At 40.4% G+C, this 20,553-nt stretch carries 20 protein-coding genes and 1 pseudogene; 2 read left to right on the top strand and 19 right to left on the bottom strand.

Translation table 11 applies throughout. The annotated features are described in order from the left end of the window. Window positions 1–10: 10 nt before the first annotated feature. From H8S51_RS02485 to H8S51_RS02475, 3 genes and pseudogenes are all read right to left on the bottom strand, one after another. On the bottom strand, window positions 11–1,597 hold the full coding sequence (locus tag H8S51_RS02485; protein ID WP_117921884.1) for an AAA family ATPase: 1,587 nt from the start codon (window positions 1,595–1,597) through the stop codon (window positions 11–13). A 41-nt stretch (window positions 1,598–1,638) separates the two neighbouring features. Continuing rightward, window positions 1,639–2,787, bottom strand: a complete 1,149-nt coding sequence (locus H8S51_RS02480; RefSeq protein WP_117921885.1) for a glycosyltransferase family 2 protein — start codon at window positions 2,785–2,787, stop codon at window positions 1,639–1,641. A gap of 171 nt (window positions 2,788–2,958) precedes the next feature. Beyond that, window positions 2,959–3,171, bottom strand: a pseudogene (locus H8S51_RS02475) (AAA family ATPase); the annotation flags it as partial. Window positions 3,172–3,291: 120 nt separating this feature from the next. Here H8S51_RS02475 and H8S51_RS02470 point away from each other — a divergent pair. Then, window positions 3,292–4,305 (top strand): glycosyltransferase family 2 protein, encoded by a 1,014-nt coding sequence (locus H8S51_RS02470; protein ID WP_117921886.1) that lies wholly within the window; start codon window positions 3,292–3,294, stop codon window positions 4,303–4,305. 125 nt (window positions 4,306–4,430) lie between these two features. On the opposite strand, the gene H8S51_RS02465 is transcribed toward H8S51_RS02470, so the two are convergent. The 6 genes from H8S51_RS02465 to tnpA form a co-directional block, all read right to left on the bottom strand. Next, window positions 4,431–5,000, bottom strand: coding sequence for a hypothetical protein (locus H8S51_RS02465; protein ID WP_186899974.1), 570 nt, complete (start codon window positions 4,998–5,000; stop codon window positions 4,431–4,433). Then, on the bottom strand, window positions 5,000–5,254 hold the full coding sequence (locus H8S51_RS02460) for a hypothetical protein (protein WP_186899973.1): 255 nt from the start codon (window positions 5,252–5,254) through the stop codon (window positions 5,000–5,002). Before H8S51_RS02460 ends, H8S51_RS02465 begins: the two co-directional genes overlap by 1 nt. A 4-nt stretch (window positions 5,255–5,258) precedes the next feature. Continuing rightward, window positions 5,259–5,660 carry a hypothetical protein gene (locus H8S51_RS02455; RefSeq protein ID WP_186899972.1) on the bottom strand — a complete coding sequence of 134 codons (402 nt, stop codon included), beginning with the start codon at window positions 5,658–5,660 and terminating at the stop codon, window positions 5,259–5,261. A 159-nt stretch (window positions 5,661–5,819) separates the two neighbouring features. Continuing rightward, the gene (locus tag H8S51_RS02450; RefSeq protein ID WP_186899971.1) at window positions 5,820–7,646 is read right to left on the bottom strand and encodes an aminotransferase class I/II-fold pyridoxal phosphate-dependent enzyme; all 1,827 of its coding nucleotides are present in this window, start codon (window positions 7,644–7,646) and stop codon (window positions 5,820–5,822) included. Window positions 7,647–7,984: 338 nt separating this feature from the next. Further along, window positions 7,985–8,821, bottom strand: a complete 837-nt coding sequence (locus H8S51_RS02445; RefSeq protein ID WP_207724050.1) for a flagellin N-terminal helical domain-containing protein — start codon at window positions 8,819–8,821, stop codon at window positions 7,985–7,987. Window positions 8,822–9,057: 236 nt separating this feature from the next. Then, window positions 9,058–9,486 (bottom strand): IS200/IS605 family transposase, encoded by a 429-nt coding sequence (gene tnpA / locus H8S51_RS02440; protein WP_055194389.1) that lies wholly within the window; start codon window positions 9,484–9,486, stop codon window positions 9,058–9,060. Window positions 9,487–9,699: 213 nt separating this feature from the next. Here tnpA and H8S51_RS02435 point away from each other — a divergent pair, with 213 nt between their 5' ends. After that, window positions 9,700–10,662, top strand: coding sequence for a LicD family protein (locus H8S51_RS02435; RefSeq protein ID WP_015521095.1), 963 nt, complete (start codon window positions 9,700–9,702; stop codon window positions 10,660–10,662). Window positions 10,663–10,667: 5 nt separating this feature from the next. Here H8S51_RS02435 and H8S51_RS02430 read toward each other — a convergent pair whose 3' ends face one another. The 10 genes from H8S51_RS02430 to H8S51_RS02385 form a co-directional block, all read right to left on the bottom strand. Further along, window positions 10,668–11,651, bottom strand: coding sequence for a LicD family protein (locus tag H8S51_RS02430; protein ID WP_015521094.1), 984 nt, complete (start codon window positions 11,649–11,651; stop codon window positions 10,668–10,670). A gap of 13 nt (window positions 11,652–11,664) precedes the next feature. Continuing rightward, entirely contained in the window at window positions 11,665–12,801 is a 1,137-nt protein-coding gene (gene aepY / locus H8S51_RS02425; protein ID WP_186899970.1) for a phosphonopyruvate decarboxylase, read from the bottom strand. Between the two features lie 14 nt (window positions 12,802–12,815). Beyond that, on the bottom strand, window positions 12,816–14,000 hold the full coding sequence (locus H8S51_RS02420; protein ID WP_015521093.1) for a saccharopine dehydrogenase NADP-binding domain-containing protein: 1,185 nt from the start codon (window positions 13,998–14,000) through the stop codon (window positions 12,816–12,818). A 67-nt stretch (window positions 14,001–14,067) separates the two neighbouring features. Then, entirely contained in the window at window positions 14,068–14,685 is a 618-nt protein-coding gene (locus tag H8S51_RS02415; protein ID WP_015521092.1) for a class I SAM-dependent methyltransferase, read from the bottom strand. Window positions 14,686–14,688: 3 nt separating this feature from the next. Beyond that, a complete protein-coding gene (locus H8S51_RS02410) occupies window positions 14,689–15,546 on the bottom strand; it encodes a LicD family protein (RefSeq protein ID WP_186899969.1) in 858 nt (285 codons plus the stop codon). A gap of 1 nt (window position 15,547) precedes the next feature. Then, a complete protein-coding gene (locus tag H8S51_RS02405; protein ID WP_186899968.1) occupies window positions 15,548–16,729 on the bottom strand; it encodes a CDP-glycerol glycerophosphotransferase family protein in 1,182 nt (393 codons plus the stop codon). Between the two features lie 11 nt (window positions 16,730–16,740). Beyond that, entirely contained in the window at window positions 16,741–17,487 is a 747-nt protein-coding gene (locus tag H8S51_RS02400; RefSeq protein WP_186899967.1) for a DUF6564 domain-containing protein, read from the bottom strand. Continuing rightward, entirely contained in the window at window positions 17,488–18,489 is a 1,002-nt protein-coding gene (locus H8S51_RS02395; RefSeq protein ID WP_186899966.1) for an NAD-dependent epimerase/dehydratase family protein, read from the bottom strand. 27 nt (window positions 18,490–18,516) lie between these two features. Further along, window positions 18,517–19,812, bottom strand: coding sequence for a phosphoenolpyruvate mutase (aepX, locus tag H8S51_RS02390; protein ID WP_186899965.1), 1,296 nt, complete (start codon window positions 19,810–19,812; stop codon window positions 18,517–18,519). 2 nt (window positions 19,813–19,814) lie between these two features. Further along, window positions 19,815–20,546, bottom strand: a complete 732-nt coding sequence (locus tag H8S51_RS02385; RefSeq protein ID WP_186899964.1) for a metallophosphoesterase family protein — start codon at window positions 20,544–20,546, stop codon at window positions 19,815–19,817. Window positions 20,547–20,553 lie beyond the last annotated feature (7 nt).

Here is a 20,553-nt window from a genome sequence, read left to right as displayed (position 1 = left end):
TTGTCTCCTGTTATAACTTGATTCTTTCTATCCTGCAGCTATGTCTTTTATAATCGTCCTTTACAGAATCTGTATTGTCATAATTAATGCCAACCAGGATCACTTCTCCATGGTAATCTTTCAGACTCTGCATGTATTCCTTCTTCTTTATCTGTGCAATGGCTGCATCCGAAGATTTATCCCATTTTAATTCCACTACGATTGCTGGCACATCTCTATATTTTCTCGGAACAAACACAATATCTGCAAATCCTTTCCCCCCTGCAAGTTCCCGATACATTACATAATCTTTCCGCGCGGCATAATATGCCAGTGAAAGCACGCATGACATTGAATTTTCATCATTATACTTTAAGATAGATATATTTTCCTGATGCACCTGTTCAATCATTTGTGCAACATATTCTTCTTTTCCATCTATGGTTGCCCAAAGCAGTGCTTCAGAATTACGGATCGCATCCATAACCGGTTCCCAGCCACCGTCTTCTATACAGTTAATAAATTCTTTCTGCACCTCCTGATTTGGAATAGAAACCGTCTTGTTCTCAAAATCATAGGTCAGGTATCCCAAATGTACCAAAAGTGTAAATATATCATCTACGCTTGCAAACGTGGACATATCATTCTGAAATTTATCTGGATTAATTTTAATATGACTGCCTGAAATAAGCTGCGTAACTAACGCTTTCAGGTGATACATATCCATCTGTATATATTTTTTTAATGCTTCATATGTCTCTGTCTTCGTCCAATAACTGTCAAAGTCATGTCCCAACAATGACATAACAACCGATCTCGGATTATAAATCTGAACGCCCTTTAAATCATATCCATCGTACCACTGTTTCATTCTGTCATAAGGCATACCATATGACACACACAGACTTTGAACTTCCTCTTCCGTAAACCCGGTAAATTCAGCGAGTTCCCTTTGATTGGTCATGGAATATTCATCAAACATATTGAGAGCTGAATGCTCGCCATACTTTTTAATCGGCAGTATTCCCGTCATATAAGCCAACGCAATATATGGCTTATCTTTCATCCACAGGCGCAAGAAATCCAGATATTTTTTCTGCGCTTCATCATCCCCCGGATACTTTCGGAATATACAGTCCCACTCGTCGATAATGATTATAAATTTCTGATTTCTCTGACTATATATGTTCTCTAATACATCAATAAGATCTTCCCGGTCAAAACAGTCTACATCTCCGTATTCCCGCCTGATATCCCACAAAAGCCTCTTTTGTAGGTAATCGATCATTCCGTCCACTGTCTGTGCACGGTTAAGAAAGTCAAGCATATTGACATGAAGGACATTATATTTATTCAAATTTGCCTCAAAACTCTCATCCTGTGCAATCTTATAATCAGCAAACATGCTTTTAGAATCGCATCCTTTACTATAATATGCCACAAGCATATTTGCAGTCATAGATTTTCCAAAACGGCGTGGTCTGCTTACACATATATTCTGATGTTCGGTATTCAGATTCCGATTCATTTCAGAAATCAGCATGGTTTTATCCACATATATCTTGGAATTAAGTGCTTTCTGAAATTCTTCATTTCCCGGATTTAAATATATTCCCATTCTCTTCTCCATTCCTGCGTATTCTATCTACAACAGGCTGACTACAATAGTTTCAAACGTTTTACCGCCGGCTCATAACCGCCACATTTCTGATAATAATACTTCGCCTCACTGATTTTTCCCAGACATTCATTGATAACACCCACATTATAATATGCTGCATAGGAATTTACTCCCGCCATCCTGCAGTCCCGGTGTTTGACCGCTTTCAAAAATTCTCCAACTGCTGCATCAAACATAGCGTTGTTCATATAAATGAGTCCCATCAGGAACTGAAAATCCGCACTATTTCCAAATTCTTCATATATGTTTTCAAAAAAAAGTGCCTCCTCTGCACGTCCACTGTTGATGAGTGCATAGCCATAGGTTTCCACCATATCGATCACATACTCTAACTTTGGTTCAAGATCATAGCTTAGACCATGGGCAAACCAGAAACATGCCTCATTATAATCTTCTGCCATATAATAACTTTTTCCAAGCTGGTATAAAAGATACGGGATCTGCTCCATTTTCTTTAAATCCGCAATGTTTTGTGCCGGCATTGTCTTTTGCGATTTGGAATGCTTTATGTTTTGCTCCAGCTCATCTGCATGCGCATTTGCATCCCATCCTAAGCTCTTTAACTCCTGCTCCAACAAACGGATGTTGCGCAGCGCCTTTTTCTTCTTCTCTGCCTGTGGCAGATCATAGCCTGTATGCCCGATCACAACCGGTGCTTTGTATGTAAGATATTCTTTTTCGTCATATGCAGTCACCTGTTCATGGATTCTTCCTGTATAATGAAATTTTTCTTTTGAGAAAATACGGTTAATCCATTCCTTATTCTCCTGCTTGCCGTCTTTTCCGGAAATAATGTTGATCCTTTGTATCCTGCCAACTTCGCCTGTATGTGCAGCAATCAGTTTTTCTAACTCCGGCATATCGATCTGCTGTAAAAACTCGTCGCTGTCAATGACCATTACATACGGATATGCCGCCTTTGAAACTGCAAAATTTTTCGCTGCCGAAAAATCATCGCACCATGGAAAATCATAGATATTCTCCGTATATTCTGCGGCAATTTTCTTTGTCTGATCTGTGGAGCCGGTATCGGCTACGATCAATTCAAATCCGGTGTTCTGGAAAGATTTCAGGCAACGTGCCAGATTGTGTTCTTCGTTTTTGGTGATAATGCAGACTGATAACATGTGATTGGTCTCCTGTGTGGTTCAGATTTTACTGAACTAAATATTTGTGTATCCTGAATTTTACTTTTTATCAAGTTTCCAGTGGTCTATTGACAATCAGCAGCCGATTCGATCAGGACTGTCTTTCCTTTGCATCCCGTTCCGCCGGCTGTTTCAGCTCGATCATGACATCATATCTGCCAAACCCGCATAATCTATGGCGAAAAATTGCTCCACCATACTCATTGTAAGCGTTTTCCCAAAACGACGTGGACGGGTAATCAGAGTCGCACTGTCCCCACAGTCCCACCATTCTTTAATAAAAGGCGTTTTATCTATATAAAAATAGTTTCCCTGGATAATTGTCGAAAAATCCTGTATACCGATTGCTATATTTCCAGCCATTGATACCTCCCTGTTTTTTATACTGATATTGTCCGTTCTTTTCAATTATGATAAATTAATGATATACCATTTTTGTATATTATACCATATGCAACCTTTTTATCAGGAGAATTTTGATCTATGAAAAAAATAAGTGTCATCATCCCATGTTTTAATGCAACAAAATATCTTCCGAAATGTTTTATGTCACTTGTACAGCAGACAATCGGAATTGACCAGATCGAACTGATTTTTGTGGACGATGCATCCACAGACGAGGGTGCTACCTGGAACATGCTGCAGGAATTCGAACGTGCCTATCCAGAAAGTATTATGATCTTAAAACTTGAGGAAAATATGCGTCAGGGCGGCGCAAGAAATATTGCCCTGCAGTACGCAACGGGTGAATATATTGCATTTGTTGACGCAGATGATTTTGTTGCTGATAATTTTCTATTGGAAACTTATGAAAAAGCAAAAGAATCGGATGCTGATATCATCCAGTTTGAATATTTTTACTATACAGACCGTCTGGGTGCCGTAGACTCCGGTCGGAATGTTACACCGGAAGTGATTAAAATTTCTTCTGTCAGTGAACGCAAAAAATTTCTGATCTCAGAAAAAGTTACTTATGGCTGCTGGAATAAACTTTACCGACATGATCTGCTGAAAAAGGCTCATACCTCCTACGCAGAACATGTCATTTATGAGGAGCCGCTTTTTGTATACCCGCTTTTATATTTTGCGGATAAAATTGTGATCTTAAACGATGCCTACTATTATTACAGGCAAAACGATGCCGGAACCATGCGAAATGATATGAAACAGGAAGAAACCTTAAAGATGCATGCTGATGTCCAGCTTGCGGTCTGGAACTTTATGAAAAAAACCCCATTTTTTCAGGAATATTATGACGAGATCAAGCTGTATTTCCTCCATACCTATCTGTATGAAACACTGTACTTTGCAAAACTCCGGGGGTTCCAGCCTTCCTATTCTTTCTACAAAAAATTAGAAAAAACGGTTCTTGCGGAGGTGCCGGATTATGCGCAGTCCATTTACAATGCCCTGATCCCGAAGCAGATGGAGCTGTATCGGATGATCGGGGAGGGGATGACGGAAGATGATTTTAAGGGGTACTGGGAGCGGCTGTGATCTCATTAAGACTGGAATGTACTATAGCGCATCTCCCTAAAATACTTTTATCTCCTAAATCATGCTCTGTTTTAGGAGATAAATCAATAATTAGGATATAGAACTCCATTTTTCATAGTGAGTACTTACTCTATAACTTCTAATTGCGCTTTTAAAATATTATTTTGTTCTTCTACTTCAAAATACTTTTCTAACAAGAAGAAAACATTTGCTATTAAAGGAGTCGATAAGGCGTTCAACTGATTAGCCATAAATAATGATCTTGTAATAGTATCCAAAAAAGAATTATTATGATAAGTGTCTGGCAATCGGTAATTTTTGTCTACTTCTTCTTTGTGAAGCCTTATGAACCCCAAAAACAATTCCCACGTACTCATAAAAGCCAGTTGCTCGTTAATTCTTGATGCCGCAGATAAAGAAAAATCATCATCCGTTTGGATATTACCACTTACCAGCCTGACCTTAATGATTGCAGCTGTCATACAGGCGCACACCTTATGGCGGTCTAATAGTGTCTTACTTTCACCATTTTTCTTTTGGTATAAAACTCTTAGCATGGTTTTTTGGTTAAGATATTCTTCATACAACGAATCAGGATTATCACAAAAATGAAATTGCCTGTATTCATTTTCCAGATGCATCCCTAGTTTTTTAACTACACCATTGTAAAATTCTAAAAAGTCTATTTTATTCATTATGCTTTGATCCTTACATCATCTGGCATTTCTATTTTCTTAACTGCCTTTCCAACATCATAATCTCCATTTTCATCATTTCCTGTTCCTTCGATTTCAAAAGATTGCATATTGTCAACATAAAATCCATATGTCAATCCTAATCTATCTGCTTTGGCTTTTCCATATTGTTTCATTGCATATAAATTCCATAATTTGCACATTGCAACTACAGTTATGACAAAACCAATAACAATCATAATTTCATTTGCCATATTTTCAAGCCTCCACTCTATTCTCTTTCTCTATATTAATCTTATAGTCATTATATACGACTGCTAACGGTATAGTTACGAAAGAAATCACCAATAGTTTAATCCAAATAGACTTCATAACTACATACAACTCAAGAATCGCAACTACAGATACGATAATTGCAATAATCGCAAACAAAACAATAGCAATCGATTCTCTTTTTACTAGAGTTGAATATTTTTTATTATCTGTAAACTGATAAAAATCATACATATTATTACATGCCTGCACCAATATAGTTACATAACACGATTTGTAGTCAAACAATGATGCCACTACACTTATACCAATAGTAAGTGCCAGTACACAAATTTTCAAAAAAGCCTCTTTGGAAGAAAGATATATCACATCTTTTTTTTCTCCCATATTTCTCCTTTTGCTGCAATTCTTCACTGCCTGCTGTGAAAATCGCCATATAATTCTGTAATCATCAAATGTTAATAGCATTTACAATTGTAACATAACCGTATACTCTGTGCAAGAGTTTTCTACTATCTTTGCAGTTTTTTCATAATAACCGCATTTTCATTGCTCCACATTCTCTCTCTGCCCCATACATAATCTCAGTTTCTCCACCAGTATCCGGTTCTCCTCTTCTCCCCGGATTGCAATTCTGATATACTGCTTTCCATTATGTATCTTTCCTGTCAGGTCTTTAATCAAGATATTTTCCTTTAAAAGTCTTCCTGCCAGTTCTTCGCTGCTGATTCCATCTAAAATCTCACACATGAAATAATTCGCCTGTGACGGATAGACCTTTAGATTTTTGATCGCACAAAGTTCATTCAGAAAACGACTTCTTTCCTCCTTTATTTTCCGCAGGGAATCTGTATAGTCGCTTTTATACTTGTCCAGAATCTGCATGAAAAATTCTGCCATGGAATTGATATTCCATATTGATACATCTTTCTTTAAACGCCCGATCATATCTGTATTTCCACTTGCTAAAATTCCCAGTCTGATTCCCGGAACTCCGTATGATTTTGAAATACTTTTTACCACATAAAGGTTTTTGTTTTCTTTTAACACCTGTTCCGATAATAACGATAAATTTTCCGCATCTGCGAAATCAAGAAAACTCTCATCTATGATCAGATTTATATCACATTGCCTGCTCCACTGCAGCAGCCGTTTTATCTCGTCTGCATTCATACAATGACCGGTCGGATTGTCCGGATTAATCAGTACAAGCGTATCAACCGGATTTTCTGTAAAGTATTGGATTAACTGGCTAGCCGTATATGAAAAATCATTTTCCGTACAGTCGTATGCAATAACATCTTTCTCCCAGCGGTTTGGATACTCTTCAAAAGTCGGACGGATCACACCCAGTTTTCCGTTCAGTTCTTCCAGTAATCCTTTGATCAGCTCTGCTGCACCATTTCCGATCACAATGTGTTCTTCATGCACATCAAAACTCTTTGCCGCCAGAAGCGTATTGACTGTCATACCAGACGAGTACTGACGAACCAGCACATCAAAATTAGATTCCATCTCCTCCTGCATACGCTTTGTCGGGAAATATGGATTTACCAGATAACAATAATCCTGTAAATGAGGGAAACGCCAGTATCCTCCGTACCGTTGCATCAGATGATGATATCGTTCTACATCATCCTCGATAAATAATGTCTGTGCAATATCAAGATCCTGTATGTCATCAATCTCATACCACAATTCACCATTTAACCTTTTTGCCTTCATGGTGTTTTTGTCCAACATCAGTATGAGTTTAATCACAGTTTCATAATATTCGTTATTTCCCATAACTTTTGCATATGCTTCCAAAAATGGTACATATACATCTCTTGAAAACTGTGCTCCGAACTTATAGATATTTACTGTTTTATAATAATGTTCTTTCTCTTGGTATTTTAATAATTTTCCCGGAATGAAATCAGTAATGTTATCGTCCTGATCGACCACGATACAGGTACCATCCATCCAGTTTTCAAATTTATCCACCAACGCCAGCGTATCCCTGTCATCTTCTAACAGCATATCGATCAGGTTCTCCTCAAAAATCAGATCTGATTCCAATAACAATGTATCTTCCTGCATCATCTGATCTTTTGCCAGTGAAAGTGAAAAAATATTATTCGTCTTATGGTATACATCATTTATAATGTACTCAACCGGTGTTTTAAGCCCCAAAGAATCAACAAAAGAAACCAGATTTTCATACTGGTATCCGACAACCAGAATGATCCGGCTTAATTTTTTTCTGTCAAGTATACGAAGCGCACGTTCAATCAGCCTCACACCACCGACTTCCACCATACATTTCGTATTATTTTTCGTCAACTCTCCCAAACGTTTTCCCATTCCCGCTGCTAAGATAATCGCCTGCATGCCCTATCTCCTTTATTTTGTCAGATAACAGTCAAAAACATATTTATCCTGAATTATTCACGGAGCAATCTCTAATCTGAAAATTGCACCATGAATCAAAAAATGATCCATGTAGCCATAACGTCTCTCAATTCGTCAGAAAACAATGTGCAATTAAAATACAGCAGCTATGTGGCTTTCAGCCACGTTCACGGCTTTGCTGTGAATAATTCAGGTTTATTGTTCCAGTACAGATCATTCTGCGGTTTCACAAGCTCACACTTTACCCCTAAAAAATAATAGCAGTTGATCAACATGACATATATTAATCAACCGCTGTTATCCCATCTCTAACTATATTACCTTAATAATACCAGAACCGCATCCTTACTGCTATTATACTGTGCCAACAGACTCTGTGACGCATTTACCAGGATCTGGTTTGTGGTATATCCCAGAATTTCATCACCAATGTCAGTATCACGAATATTGCTCTCGGACTGCTGTGTATTCTGGGATGTGTAATCTGCATTTTTTACCGCACGCGCTAACTGCTCCCAGACTGCTCCAAAATCGTCTCTCCATCCTGCTGCTTTCTCAATCGCATCCTGCACCATGGTGATCGATTCTGATGCCTTTTCATGATTCGATACATCAACCTTATCTACACCAAGACTTTCCTTGCTCGCATTTACAAAATTGATGATAATACTCTGTTCTGCCAGAGAACCTGTCTGAACATAAAAAAATCCTGGTTTCGCTTTTGGCGTTCCCTCTGCAAGCATGTAATTCTGGTTAAAATTGGTGTCATAAGCAATATGGTCGATCTCTTTGTTCAACTGATCGATCTCGTCCTGGATTGCCTTACGATCTTCCTCGGTGTTCACATCATTTGCAGCCTGTGTTGTCAGTTCTACCATACGATCCAATATCGTCTGGGTCTCTTCCAATGCCGCATCTGCTGTCTGAACCAAACCAATTCCATCCTGAATATTATTGGATGCCTTGTTCAAACCTCTGATCTGGTTTCTCATCGCTTCAGATACTGTAAGCTCTGCCGCCTCATCATTTGCATGATTGATCTTGTAACCAGATGCAAGTTTTTCTGAAGATTTGTCTACATTTTCTGTATTAATCTTCAACTGCCGATGTTGATACATCGACTGCATGTTATGGTTTACAACTATTCTGCCCATATTTCCCTCCGTGTCCTTTTTTTCCAAAGATACGCTACCGCTTGTATCTCTGTAATCATCTTCCTTGATAATTAGCTATATAGTGTATCGGCATTTGCCCTCTTTTTCTTAATCTTCCCCGCAAATTTTCTAAGTCAGCAACCACCAGTTCAACTGGTGGTTTGGTATTAGCCCTCAAAAGGGCATTTTTACTGCTCGCCCAAAAGGGCGGTATCGCAAGCACTTTTACCGGTCCGCTATAAAGCGGTACTTCTTGAATCTTCTTTCCTTGATTCCTCTGCCTGCTCTTTTATATACTTTTGTACTGCTTCATCTGTGATATTACCAATTGTTTCTACATAATACCCTCTTGCCCAAAATGCTTTATCCCATTTACTTTGCAATTCTGGATGTCTATCATAAAGCATTAATGTACTTTTCCCTTTTAAGTATCCCATAAAATTTGCAATGCTAATTTTAGGTGGAATAGCTACACTTAAATGTATATGATCCACGCAAACTGCTCCTGCTATAATATCCACATCTTTGTATTTACATAACGTGCTTATTATTTCTCTCACATCATTTCTCACTCTTCCATACAAAATTTTCTTTCTGTATTTCGGAATAAATACAATGTGATATTGGCATTTCCATTTTGTGTGTGATAAACTTTTATTGTCCATATGGACCACCTCCTGTGATTAAGTTTGGCTTGCGACACCATTCTTAATATATCACAGGAGGTTTTTTATTGATATTCTCACCGCTTCCAGCTATTCCATTCTCCCCAGCATAGCTGGGGGATTAGACTTTTCATTCATAATATGTATCATTTTTCATTTATTTCAGCCGATATATTTAATAGTATTTTTTATTCCTTAAAGGAGTCCCCTATTATGATTTTCCCTGAAAACTTTTTCCAAGACGAATATCGCAATGGTTTTTTAGTTCCGCAGATGATGAAGCGCGCCTGGGCGGCAAAGCTTGAATTACTGCAGATCATCATCGATATCTGCAATAAATATGATATTACCTATTTTGCTGAATATGGCACACTGCTTGGCGCAATACGCCACAAGGGCTTCATTCCATGGGATGATGATGTGGATATTGCTCTCAAACGGCCTGATTACAACAAGCTGATCCGCGTCCTTCCTTCTGAACTTCCAAATGGGATCGCACTCGCCGGACCTTATGCCCAAACAGATAAATTGTTTTTGCCAACCTGCCAGTCTGTCGTTGCAACGGTTTCGTCCGACTGGAAGCTTTCAGATTATATGCAGCGTTTTCACGGCTTTCCGTATCGTAATATGGGGATCGATATCTTCCCGCTTGATTATCTCCCGGATGATCCCGAACTGAGTTCCCTTCAACAGTACCTGGTTCAGAAAATCGTGTTCTGTGTCCGCAACTGGGAGAAAACCAACGAGATCACAAGGGAAGAAAATGTAAAAGAGATCGAATCGCTATGCAGTACCCACATTGCACGTGATGCAAATATTCTTCGCACTCTGATACAGCTCTCGGATTCCATCCGCGCGTTATATCAGGAAAACGACGGCAATGACATTGCCAAAGACGGTTTCTGGTTTACAAATGACCGCCAGATCGCCACCCCAAAAGAATGGTTTGCTGAGGCGATTACCGTCCCATTCGAAAATATTATGGTTACTGTGCCAAAACAGTATGACGAGATCCTTACCAACCGCTACGGTGATTACAGAAACCCGGTCATAACTGTTCAAACGCACACCTATCCTTTTTACAAAACCGAAGAACATGCATTAAGAAACTATCTGGATGCTCATGGATATACCGGAAGTATTGATGATTTTGTGAGAAAACATTATTCAGAGTAACTCCATTATACCTGGAGTTCGCCTGTCGAAACTTTCTCACAAAATTCTTCTACGCTTCCCATGAAGCCCACCGCTCTTATCTGTTTTACAAGCTCTTTCTCCATTTCAGCATAAAACGGATAATCATGACCGCCTTTTACCTGACTTGGTGTCATATAATCGCCAAACTGAGCCTTTAACACCTCATCATAATTCCCCGGTACCGGGATGCGCACATGCTCAAATGGCACATAACGCATCTCGTCAAACCATTCATTTTTTACACGGTATAAACGTGGCTTTGCCATCCACACATTCCAATTCGTAATAAACTCTGTGTCATCATCCTGATACAGGCTGCACAGTGCATCGATCAATCGCCACATCCAGTTTTTAAGATCATCTCTCTGAGGGATCTCCACATTACAAAGTTCGCCATATCCTTTTAAATATCCCTGTAATTGCCCGCTTTCCTGCAGACGATCCCATTCTCTTAATATTGCAATTCCCTGACGGATGACCTCCTTCTGCAGCTTTGCCGTTTCCAGATCTTCCGGCATGCGATCCATCGGAAAAATGTCAATCCCGACTCTCTGGTATGGGAAGCCATGAAATCTGCGCATATAGGAATTAAAATCCCACAGCGTTTCATCCGCGATCACACGCAGCTGCGGTACATACGCTGCATTTTGAAGTCTTTCAGAAGCTGCGTACATTCCCGCCACAACAAATCCATGTGGAAGCCCCTTTGGCAGAACGCGGATCAGTTCATTATAATCTTTTCGTCTCAGACAGATATCAATATCGTCATCCCATGGAATAAATCCCTTATGACGGATCGCTCCAAGTAAAGTTCCCCAGTCCGCATAATACTGTAAATGATGCTTTTCACAAACCTTACCCACAACTTCAAGTACTTCCATCTGCGCTGCCCATGCACGTTTCATCATCTCCGGCACTTCAAAGCCGCATCTGCATTCTTTTTTGAAAAAATCCTCTGGAAATTCCATGCTTTTCCTCTTTCTAGTCCACTACCTCAGGAAAATGATACTTCATAAAATTCTCTTTATTTTCGACCGCGCTCTCTTTCGGTCTGCCCAGATCTGCTCTGGCTCCTATTTTTACCTTTACCTCAAGGAATACAGGTCCCTCTATGCCCGCAATGTATTGCAGCTGCTTTTGCAGATCCTCTATATTGTCTACACTTGCCACATAGGAATACCCACATTCCCGTGCTGTCTTGTAAAAGTCGATCCCAACTGCTCCGGTTGGCATTCCTCCAACAGACTCATGCGCCTCGTTGTTCAGACAGATATGGATAAAGTTTTTCGGCTGCTGTTTCGCCAGAAATGCGAGTTCCCCCATGTGCATCAGCACCGCTCCATCTCCCTCGATACAGTATACCTTTTTATCTGTCCTGTTCTGTGCAATCCCATATGCGATCATACCGGCATGTCCCATTCCACCAACGGTCAGAAATGCCTGCTTGTGATGTCCCAGCTGCTTGTCGCACTGTTCATACACTTCTCTGGAAATTTTACCTGTCGTCGATACAATGACATCATTTGCATCAACCTCTTTTATGATCTCGGAAATCGCATCTTCCCTGCAAAGGGTATAATCATTCTGGTATGCGTTCTTTACCCCTGCTTCCAGTGCATCCCGCTTTACAATAATTGCAAACTGCTTATTTTCGGAAAGTGCTTCCTTGGCATTTTTAAAAATATTTTTTATTTCCTGCTCAGTCATTTCAGCCGAAAGTATCGCATTTGGTATGTCTAACACATCTAAAATACCTGTTGTGATCTCTCCCATAAACCGATGCTGCGGTTCATCTTTCTTTCCCGGTTCTCCACGCCATCCAACAACAAATAAAATCGGAATATCGTACACCGCTTTATTTGCAAGTGAGGTTACCGGATTTACAATATTTCCAATTCCGCTGTTCTGCATATATACGCATGCCGGTTTTCCGGTGGACAGATAATTTCCGATCGCAATACCAACCGCAGCTCCCTCATTTGCCGGAACAAAATGGTGAAATCCACATTCTCCTGCATTCAGATAGTAGCAAAGTGGTTGTAATGCCGAATCCGGTACTCCTGCTATCGTTTCTATTCCCAGAGATCTTATTTCCTCTACAAATGATTCTACTTTCATATTTTTATGGTCCTTTACTTTTTATTCAGCTGCGGAACAATGATATTATCGATAATATAGGCTGCGGTCTGATCGATTTCTTCAAATGCTACTGTCTTAGGCAGACGAACGTCAAACACATCTGCTACTTTCCGTACCAGATCATCTGTGTAGGTCAGGCTGCCATCTTCTACATTTTCAACACCGTCCAGAGCGATCGACTTGCGGTTTGCTTCCCTCATCTGCTCTAAGGTAAATACCGATTCATCAATGTATGCCTGTAACTTATCTCCCGTTGCATCGATTCTGACCGGATAACCACCGATTTCTCCAAATACACCCGGAGAGAATATTTTTCTGCTGTCGCTCTCTCTTACAGCATCGATAATGGAACAGATAATATCGTAATTGCTGGATGCGTTCATCATATTTCGTTTTTCGTCAGTCGGCATTGTTATTTTACACCGTGCAAAAATATCATTCTGATCGATATCCAGTTCTTTCCCCTGATAAAATACCTTTAACAGCTGTGGAACTTCCTCTGTCTGTCCCTCTTTACTGATCACGACATCATGGAAATGTGCTGTTGCAAACATCACATCCACATTCCAGAAGTCCGGGATCTCTTTGATCTCGGCAACTGCATATTTGATCCGCGGTACCAGATGGTTCATATTGCCGCTTCCGAAATCAGGATATGGCTGTCCTGCCGTTTTTAACCATGGAATTACGGCATCAGAATAAGATGTATTAATTACAATTCCGTTCAGATCAGCGATTTCACATGCTTTCATGATATTTTTGATATACTTGATCGCTAACGGAGACCAGATACCATACGCACGTAAATTTTTCCATGAAATACTGCCATACTTCAATCCTGAATACACACGGCTTGAATTGACAATAAAATCAGGTTGATACTTTTTGATACATTCTGCCACCTGTCCGACTTCATCAAAATCCACTCCGCTCTCAATGATGATCTGCGAGCGATTCACATGACGGATCAATGCACTGATGCGGACAATATTCGCATTGTTTTCCAGCTTCTCTGCATTTCTTCCGACCACGACAAGTTTCATTGATGCGTCGTTTCTACTGGTCAGAAAATCCAAAAGATAGGTTCCCACGCTTCCCAGTCCTAAGATCATCACGGTAATGTTATTGTCTTCAATATGTTTTTTTACAAGCTGTAATCTGGTTTCCAGATCCTTCATTTTCTTTCACCTCATCCTTGAATCTATCCTAAGCCGCCTTGTTATGCTCCGTTCCTTAGGCTTTTTATTATTTTACCGCAACCATACGGAGTACAACCGGGTCCGAATCCCCAAATGGTGCAAATCCGGTTTTTTCTTCTGCATAGATAACCTGAAAGCCGGTTTCGGTCAACTGCTGTGCTAATTCTTCCTTTTCGATGAATCTTCTGTTGTGTCCATTATAGAAGTATGTATTTTTTGCCACCAGAGTTCCTTTTCCAAACAACTCATCCTTTACGCATCTTACTTCTATGAAAAATTTTCCGCCTGGTTTTAATGCTTTATAAGCATTTTTTATACAACATTCCTGCTCTTCCTCTAAAATAGCATGGATGGTAAATCTGCTGTAGAGATAATCAAACTCTTCGCTTCTCTCTCCCAGATAGCTGACATAGTCTTTGTTTTCCACATTTATTTTTCCGGCATAAACCTGCGCAATATGCTCGGTTGCAACATCGGAAGCATCTACTGCATAGACCTGCATCCCGTTTTCCATGAAATAGATACTGTCCCGTCCGTTTCCACAACCCATATCTACAATTTTTTTGTCTGTTTCTACCTGCTCAAGTACCCATCTTGCAAATAATGACGGCTCATTCACTCCTTTATTTGCTGCATAAAATGTATCCCAGTATGATTTATCCATTGATCACAGTCCCTCCTGATTTAATTCTAGTTTAGATACTGGCGCATGTCCCACTCTCTTTTCTTCTGGTGGAAGTTTCATATAATCGCCATATACGTATGACAAACAATCGTCATAGGCCCTGGTTCCCCAGAATTCTTCTCCCTCAAAGACATATTTTTCACGATCTAACAGCCAGTCCCTTTTAAATCCGTATCTGGAATACAGACTGTTGACCTTTTTATTCTCCTCTTTTCCCGGTGCCGTAAACAGCAGACAGCGGACTCTGTCTGAAACCTTATTTCCCTTATGTACCATCACATTGCGCAACTTATATATGGTGCTTTTGGGAATTGGTGCCAATATTTTGTATACCAGACGTACCAGTGGATTTTTCTCGGTATTTTTTCCAACCTTTGCCCACAACATTTTTCTCAGTACAAAACCATATGCATCCTGCAAAATACGGAATGGTAAAAACCACGGCACATTATCCAGAGGAAAGATATCGATAAATACTCCATTTTTATATGGAATATGCTCCTGTCCGCAACGGACATAAGTTGTATTCAAATTGCGCAGCTTGGAATATCCCCAGAGGTAATATTCATCGGAACATTCATCCTGAAGGAAATATTTTGGGGGCAGTTCTTTTTTGCATGCCTCGCGAAATCTTCTATAATCTTTACGTAGCATTAAAATATCCACATCATCATCCCATGGGATAAATCCCTTATGCCTTACTGCACCAAGCATGGTTCCATATCCCAACACATATTTGATATGGTTTTCTTCACAAATCCGATGTACTTCCCTTAGCATTTCCAACTGGATTTTTCTGATCCGCTCCCGCTGTTCTTCTGTAATCTTGATTTCTTCCATATTATCTGTTCGCTCCTGTCATTACTTTTTTGCATATCTCGCGATGAACTTTTTCACCACAGGTTCCATCGGTATTTGCCATTGAACTTCTTGCATATTCCATTCGTTCCTGCTGCTTTGGATCAATGCCAGCCAATACCATATTTAAAAAATCAGAAAGATTCTCTCCATCTTCTCTGAAATAGTTTGAAAAATAATCACAAAAAACACAATCCTTACGATTTTCGCTTTTCCCGGTCAGTAAATAGGACGGTTTGCCGGTGAAATTATACTGCATTACCAGTGAGCTGTAATCGCTGATCATGGCATCCGATGCTTTCATTGCCGCTTCCGCCGTATCACTGTCATCGATCATGGCATTTGGTGCTTTCCGGATGCGCTCCAACAGCGTGTCATATTCCGCCTGCTTTTGTAACATTGATCTCATCGTATCAAGTAACAGCGGGTGCGGACGCCAGATCAATGCCAGCCTGTTATCCTGCAAGATCGGTTCGATCAGTTTCTGGATCTGTTCCAGCCAGCTGGCATTTGTCAGGCAGGTGGTAATACTCGTATTTAACAGGATCACTTTGCGATTTTCTGTCACTAGCTTCCACTCATCTATTTTGGAAAACTGTTTTTCCCCGATCTTATAGACAGCATCTACCTTAGGGCTTCCTAATACCAGCAGTCTTCTTTCCGGGTAACCGCAAAATGCGTACGCATTTTTCAGATTTTCACTCTGCAGGATAAGGTAATCACTGTATACTGCTCCCATATTGGCACAGACCGGTAACATATTTTCGTATTTTTCACAAAACCCTGAAATATAATACGGTACATATACCAAGATACCTCCGCCTTTTTTCAGTTCTGTGGAAAAGAAACGCGGATGCACCATCGTTACTTTATTGTACTGGTCATAGGGATTGTGGATATACATAACATCCGGCATTTCCTGTTCCAAAAAATAGGTCTGATAATCTATGATCGGAACTTTTTTAGCAAACGCCGCTCCCTCATAATGTTCTTTTTCAATCTCCCCATCTGTGTTTTTGGAATAGTATGGTATCGGTATGACCTGACATTCACAGCTTTCATCCCGGTCTGCAGCTTCCCATATGCTCTCCAGAGAATCCCACATCGAAATTTTATACGGGAAAAAGGCAACTTTTATCTTCTTCGAACTTTCCTCTTTGTTCATCTGTCTTACCCTTACAACTGTTCTTCGTATTTTAAATAATCTGCTTTCGTATTGCAGTTTTCCCATGTTTTAAGAGGAAGCAGCTCTCTTTCCTCCTCACTGATCTGATGGAAATATTCCTCAATAAACTTAAGATTTGTTCCCTGCCACATCGTCTCCGGGCTGTCTGATACCAGCTGCTTCACAACGTCTGTATCAGCAAATTTCCAGATCTGTCCGGAATTATAAATTGCCAGAAATGGCTCTGTGATCTCCACCGATCCATGCTTGGTGCTAAATTTATATTTCAGTTCATGCGCCTCGTTTATGTATGCGATCACTGCTTTGTTGCTGTAGATCGTTTTATTGTTATAGGTAGCAACACTCCGCGTTGATCTTTTTACATCATCCAGGGATGCCTCATCAAAAAACAGATCGCCCTCGATCAGGGTAATTTCTGAACTGTTATCCTGCAGACATTGTTCCAGCCCCAGCTTTAATGTATAACCGGTTCCAAATTCCTGATAGTTTGGATTGTATACCATCTGGATTTGAAATGGAAAATCCTCCTTACAGGCAGATACATATTCAACCAGTTTCTCGTACTGGTATCCTCCTACCAGTACTACCCGGTCAAACCCTTTGCATTTTCTTAAGATGGAATATAACAGTGTCTTACGGACATCACCCTCTGTGTAAATCCCTTTCAACACCGGTTCTGCCATATCCTGATTAAATCGGCTCGACATGCCCGCAACTGCAACTATAACCGTTTTCATTTACTTTCCTTCCACCTGTCTTCTGTAATCTACACACATTTTGATGCCCTGTTCCAACGTGATCGTCGGTTTCCATCCCGTACGCGCCTTTATCTTTGCAGCAGATAATACACGTCTCTGCGGATCGGATTCACGATATCCTTCAAAAATAATTTCCGGTTTTTCAATCCCGATCGCTTTCGCACATACATCTACCAGTTCGATCATGGAAACTTCCTGCTCCGTTGCCACATTATAAACAGTTCCGTCCAGAGCCGCATCTGTGTCTGCAACGGCAAGCACTGCTGCACAGCTGTCAATATTATGAAGGAAAGTTCTTTTATTTACTTTGGAATTTTCTAACAGAGTTACTTTTCCATCTTCCATCAGACTGGTAATGACATGCGGGATCACATGTTTTGCCAGCAGCTCATTTTTACTGTAAACATTGGCAAAACGAAGGGAACATCCCTTTATCATTCCACGCTCTACCGCATCTTTCATAAAAAATTCTGTCAGAAGCTTTCCGGTTGCGTAACTGGTCCTCTGGCTGTGTTCTGCTGTTGCCAGAAGCAGGAAATCATCCTCTTTTACGCCGCCCTCTTTCCAGGATGCCATCGAATAAACCTCTGATGTGGAACAGTTGATATAACTGTCTGCCCCGACACGGATCGCCTGCTCCAAAAACTTTTTCATTCCGATCACATTCGTCTCAAATGTCCGGTCAACATGATAAAAATGTTCGGTATGTACGACTGCTGCACAGTTGATGTAGATCACCTTTTCATACTCTGCTTTTCTTGCGGTTACCTTTTCTTCCAGTTCTTTCATCTGTGCATCGTTATTAATATCGCCTTCAAAAAATTCCAGGTGTTCCGAATCGATCACATCCTTAATCGTTTCTGTGGATGATGCAAAAAAATTATCAAAACCGATCACATCATCGCCCCGTTTTACGATCTGGCGTGCAAGCTCGTTGCCTGTCATTCCTGTCATTCCACTTATTACATATAATTTCTTCATACGCTGCCTTCTCTCATTACTGTAACTTTATTCTACCGGAACCAAAGATAAAATGTCTTTGATCGACATGCAGTCCTGACTTGCCTCATAGCATCTCTCATTTTCCAGAACAGAGGTGACTACTTTTTGCATTGCCGGAAATGCTGCCCGTAACATATGGTTTGCATAAATAACCACATTTATCTTGTGCTCCTTAAATTCGCTCTCTCTTACCTGATTGTATGTCGTCGGTACCACAACGATCGCTGTATCTTTATCCGTTTCTCTGAAGCGGTCTGCAAATTCGAAGATCTCATCCGGAGTCTTTGCACGGGAATGGATCATAATACCATCCGCGCCTGCTTCCACATATGCTTTTGCACGCTCTAACGCATCGTCTACTCCCTGATCCAGTATCAGGCTTTCGATTCTGGCGATCAGCATAAACGCACTTGATCCGATCGCCTTTTTGCCTTCTCTGATCTTCTCACAGAAATGTTCGATGCTGTCCTGATGCTGTTCCACATCATTGCCCAACAGGGAGTTTCTCTTTAATCCGATCTTGTCCTCAATAATTACTGCGGAAACACCCATACGCTCCAGTGTCTTGATGTTGTAGACAAAATGTTCTACCAGTCCGCCCGTATCCGCATCGAAAATGATCGGTTTTGTTGTTACTTCCATGATATCATTTACGGAATTAAGTCTGGATGTCAGATCGACCAGTTCAATGTCAGGTTTTCCCTTTGCAGTAGAATCGCAGAGGCTTGAAATCCAGATGCCGTCGAACTGTCTTCTTTCTCCATCCTTTTCAATACTTGTTTTTTCAACGAGCAGCGCGCTCAATCCGTCATATGCGACCATGACTTTAAACACTTCTCCGGAGCAGATCTTCCGGCGCAATACCTGTCTTCTTACCTCTGGAAGTCCACGGCTCTCACTCATCGCATTTTCAAACAGATGCAGATTTGAGCTTTTATAATATGGGATTTCAATCAGTTCGCCACCCCACTCAGCTAACACCTCAATAACACGATCTCTGACCGCTTTCTGATATCCATCGGTCCAGTTATCTCCGTGGATTACGATATCCGGCTTTAATTCCCGAATGGTCTCATCATAATAGATATCATTCTGGACAACGACCTTTGATACACCTTTGATATTCTGAATGATCCTCATACGTTCTTCCAACGGAAGTATCGGATATTTCTCATACATTGCAACATACTTGTCACTTAAAACCCCGACGGTTACCTCGCCAAGCTCCGCTGCTTTTTCTATTACATTGATATGTCCTGTCTGAATAATATCAGTAGACATGCACAAATACACTTTTTTCATTTCTATACACCTATCCTTAGTCTCTCTTTGTAAAAAGAATCCACTTCATCCGAAAATGCCGCTATCTCATGCTCTATGTCATAGGAAACTGCTTTCATCTGAACGCTCATCGTCTCCGGTTCCAATATGGCATACTGTGCATTTGCATTATGATTACGTGGCTGTCCAACAGAACCCGGATTAAGGAACACGGTTTTTTTCCGGTTCCGGTATTCCTTACATTCTGCCGGATAAAAATGTTCAAAATAATGCGGGATATGGGAATGTCCGGAAAAGACATAATCGTATTTTTTATACGTTTCCTGATCCTCCCCATGAGAAATGCTCTTCCAGAAGAAATCAACAGCCGAACCATGGACTGCCAGACATTTTTTCCCTGCCAGCTCAAATTCCATGTGGCCGCTCTTGTCCATCTCGTTTTCCAGATACTGCATGGTCTGCGTTGTCAGCATCTTTCTGGTATGTGCTGCACACTTTTTCCCACGTTCGCTGGAAAATCTCGAATCGTCTCCATCCACGACTGCCTTTTCATGATTTCCCCAGATATTTACCAGGATCTTGTGTTTTGGCAGGTTCTTTAACTTTTCCACCACTTCATTGGAATGTGGTCCATAGTCGATCAAATCGCCTAACAACACAATACCTTCAAATTCCTCTATTTTTTCTGTTTCCCAGATTTTATTTAATGCAGACAAATTTCCATGAATGTCTGACATGATCAAGATTCTACTCATATTTTAT

Origin of the sequence: Roseburia rectibacter (assembly GCF_014287515.2) — a bacterium.
GTDB classification, from domain to species: domain Bacteria; phylum Bacillota; class Clostridia; order Lachnospirales; family Lachnospiraceae; genus Roseburia; species Roseburia rectibacter.
The sequence above is the reverse complement of the archived record's forward strand: the minus strand, read 5'-3'. Positions and strand labels throughout refer to the sequence as shown.

What these genes read in the sequence shown, in the direction of transcription:
- H8S51_RS02395 (WP_186899966.1), bottom strand. Translation starts at nt 18,489, where the DNA reads ATGAAGAAATTATATGTAATAAGTGGAATGACAGGAATGACAGGCAAC.
- H8S51_RS02415 (WP_015521092.1), bottom strand. Translation starts at nt 14,685, where the DNA reads ATGGATAAATCATACTGGGATACATTTTATGCAGCAAATAAAGGAGTG.
- H8S51_RS02465 (WP_186899974.1), bottom strand. Translation starts at nt 5,000, where the DNA reads ATGAATAAAATAGACTTTTTAGAATTTTACAATGGTGTAGTTAAAAAA.
- H8S51_RS02470 (WP_117921886.1), top strand. Translation starts at nt 3,292, where the DNA reads ATGAAAAAAATAAGTGTCATCATCCCATGTTTTAATGCAACAAAATAT.
- H8S51_RS02405 (WP_186899968.1), bottom strand. Translation starts at nt 16,729, where the DNA reads ATGAACAAAGAGGAAAGTTCGAAGAAGATAAAAGTTGCCTTTTTCCCG.
- H8S51_RS02400 (WP_186899967.1), bottom strand. Translation starts at nt 17,487, where the DNA reads ATGAAAACGGTTATAGTTGCAGTTGCGGGCATGTCGAGCCGATTTAAT.
- H8S51_RS02485 (WP_117921884.1), bottom strand. Translation starts at nt 1,597, where the DNA reads ATGGGAATATATTTAAATCCGGGAAATGAAGAATTTCAGAAAGCACTT.
- H8S51_RS02420 (WP_015521093.1), bottom strand. Translation starts at nt 14,000, where the DNA reads ATGAAGGATCTGGAAACCAGATTACAGCTTGTAAAAAAACATATTGAA.
- aepY (WP_186899970.1), bottom strand. Translation starts at nt 12,801, where the DNA reads ATGAAAGTAGAATCATTTGTAGAGGAAATAAGATCTCTGGGAATAGAA.
- H8S51_RS02445 (WP_207724050.1), bottom strand. Translation starts at nt 8,821, where the DNA reads ATGGGCAGAATAGTTGTAAACCATAACATGCAGTCGATGTATCAACAT.
- H8S51_RS02385 (WP_186899964.1), bottom strand. Translation starts at nt 20,546, where the DNA reads ATGAGTAGAATCTTGATCATGTCAGACATTCATGGAAATTTGTCTGCA.
- H8S51_RS02460 (WP_186899973.1), bottom strand. Translation starts at nt 5,254, where the DNA reads ATGGCAAATGAAATTATGATTGTTATTGGTTTTGTCATAACTGTAGTT.
- H8S51_RS02430 (WP_015521094.1), bottom strand. Translation starts at nt 11,651, where the DNA reads ATGGAATTTCCAGAGGATTTTTTCAAAAAAGAATGCAGATGCGGCTTT.
- H8S51_RS02410 (WP_186899969.1), bottom strand. Translation starts at nt 15,546, where the DNA reads ATGGAAGAAATCAAGATTACAGAAGAACAGCGGGAGCGGATCAGAAAA.
- H8S51_RS02455 (WP_186899972.1), bottom strand. Translation starts at nt 5,660, where the DNA reads ATGGGAGAAAAAAAAGATGTGATATATCTTTCTTCCAAAGAGGCTTTT.
- H8S51_RS02480 (WP_117921885.1), bottom strand. Translation starts at nt 2,787, where the DNA reads ATGTTATCAGTCTGCATTATCACCAAAAACGAAGAACACAATCTGGCA.
- H8S51_RS02435 (WP_015521095.1), top strand. Translation starts at nt 9,700, where the DNA reads ATGATTTTCCCTGAAAACTTTTTCCAAGACGAATATCGCAATGGTTTT.
- aepX (WP_186899965.1), bottom strand. Translation starts at nt 19,812, where the DNA reads ATGAAAAAAGTGTATTTGTGCATGTCTACTGATATTATTCAGACAGGA.
- tnpA (WP_055194389.1), bottom strand. Translation starts at nt 9,486, where the DNA reads ATGGACAATAAAAGTTTATCACACACAAAATGGAAATGCCAATATCAC.
- H8S51_RS02450 (WP_186899971.1), bottom strand. Translation starts at nt 7,646, where the DNA reads ATGCAGGCGATTATCTTAGCAGCGGGAATGGGAAAACGTTTGGGAGAG.